The organism is Pseudomonas defluvii (genome assembly GCF_001695625.1).
GTDB classification, from domain to species: Bacteria; Pseudomonadota; Gammaproteobacteria; order Pseudomonadales; family Pseudomonadaceae; genus Aquipseudomonas; species Aquipseudomonas defluvii.
This window is the reverse complement of record NZ_MBPN01000256.1, coordinates 1-1,590: the sequence shown is the minus strand read 5'-3', so window position 1 is coordinate 1,590 and position 1,590 is coordinate 1. Positions and strand designations below refer to the sequence as shown.

General features: G+C 63.6%; 2 protein-coding genes. Both read right to left on the bottom strand.

Annotation, left to right across the window (positions count from 1 at the left end):
- Positions 1-127: 127 nt before the first annotated feature.
- On the bottom strand, positions 128-976 hold the full coding sequence (locus EKA13_RS27110; RefSeq protein ID WP_065762023.1) for a DUF4123 domain-containing protein: 849 nt from the start codon (positions 974-976) through the stop codon (positions 128-130).
- On the bottom strand, positions 973-1,590 hold a 618-nt coding region (locus EKA13_RS27105; RefSeq protein WP_425415187.1), incomplete at its 5' end, for a bacteriophage T4 gp5 trimerisation domain-containing protein. The genes EKA13_RS27105 and EKA13_RS27110, both read right to left, overlap by 4 nt.

Sequence of the window (1,590 nt, the reverse complement as noted above, 5' to 3'; positions counted from 1 at the left end):
ACGACGAAGATCTCGGGCTGCGAGGCTTGGCAAAGCTCGACCGGGCTGTTGATGTCGACATGGGGATGAGCCCTGGCGGCACGGTCGGCTTCGGCCAATTGGCAGACATAGGCTTTCTTTTCGGCGCTCATTCCATGCGCTCCTTGTTGAGGGGGTGTTGGGGCAGTTCGGTCAGCAAGTTGCTCAAGCGCTGTTCAGGCAGCAGGCCTGGCTCCTTCAGGCGCTTTCGGTACACACCGTGCTCCGGACCATCGGGAAATGCCTCGCCAAACCGGGCGTAAAGCGGGACCCAGCGCATCACCTCGTCTTCCGCGCTGAACCCCTGGCGCTCGGCACTGCGGCGGCAGGCCATTGCCCATTGACGCCGAGCCGGCTCATCCAGGCCCTCGAAGCAGTCGGGGAAATGGCGCAGACCGTGCTCGACAAGCCGATGATCGAAGCCCTCCCGCTGGGCTTGAACGATATGTGCCAGTTGCTCGCTGCTCAGGTGAAGCCAGGGTGTACTGGCGTAACGGGCACTGGGTTGTTCGGGGTTTTGCTGGGTAATCCGTAATTCGCTGCCATCGACCTCAGGCAGTTGAACACAGCGGATCGGCCCCATTACCCGATCACGGGCGGCAGGCGTCAGGCCCGTTAGCCACAAGCGAGCGATACGCGGGTCGACGTAGCGAAAGAACGCGCTGCACCCGCCATCGAGCCGCACGTGTACCAGGCTGCGCAGGTGTTCGAGCAGTTCATACTCATCCACGTCGGTTTCCAGCCAGAGGCCGGCACTGGCTCGCCAGGTCATGGCAAAGGTGCGCGCCAGGTCACTGTCCGGCACAACCGGGATCAGTATCGGGCTGCAGTCGATCAGGTCGGCATACGCCGTGTTCAGGTACAACAGGTGCATCGGGGCATCAGGCGCCAGCTGTGCGAGGCGTGTAGGCAGGTGCTGAATCTGCAGGCTGTCGAGCAACAGGTAAGCGCCGCTCATGCTTTGAGCGCCGCCAGTTTCTGGCATATGGCACAGACACCCGCCGTTTTTTGCGCCGCTCGCTGCAGCGCCTGCTGCTGTGAATCCAGTGCCATGGCCACCAATGCCTCTACCTGCTCTGCCTGTGCCAAAGCCACCGCCGTGCCCGTCACTGGCGCGCCGCCCACTTGAATCTCGCTGCTGCTGAAGATGCCGCCCGCACCAATCACGATGTGCTGGCCACCGGCTTTCAGCGTGAGGCTTACCCCTGCGTCGAGGACCATCATTGCGCCCGCCTTGAGGTGCACCTCCTGCCCTGCCTCTGTCGCCAGCGTCTGCCCAACCCGGGTGTGGCTGCTGGCCCCCACGTCCAGGTACTCACTGGCCTTGAGCTGCACCTTGCGATCCGCCTTGACCGTGTGGTGCTCCTCCGCCTCCAGTACCGTGATGCTGTTGCCCGCGACCCGGGCCGCGTACTCACCGCCCACCTCCAGCCGGCTGTCACGCTCGACCTTCTGTTCCAGATCTCGCTGGGCGCGCAGGTAGATCAGTTCGTGGCCTTTGCGGTCCTCCACATGCAGTTCGTTGTAGCCACCACCACCCGGTGTGCTGCGGCTGCGAAACACGCTGCGGGT

Excerpts from the sequence above, each read along its gene's own strand:
- EKA13_RS27110 (WP_065762023.1), bottom strand. The coding sequence starts at position 976 with ATGAGCGGCGCTTACCTGTTGCTCGACAGCCTGCAGATTCAGCACCTG.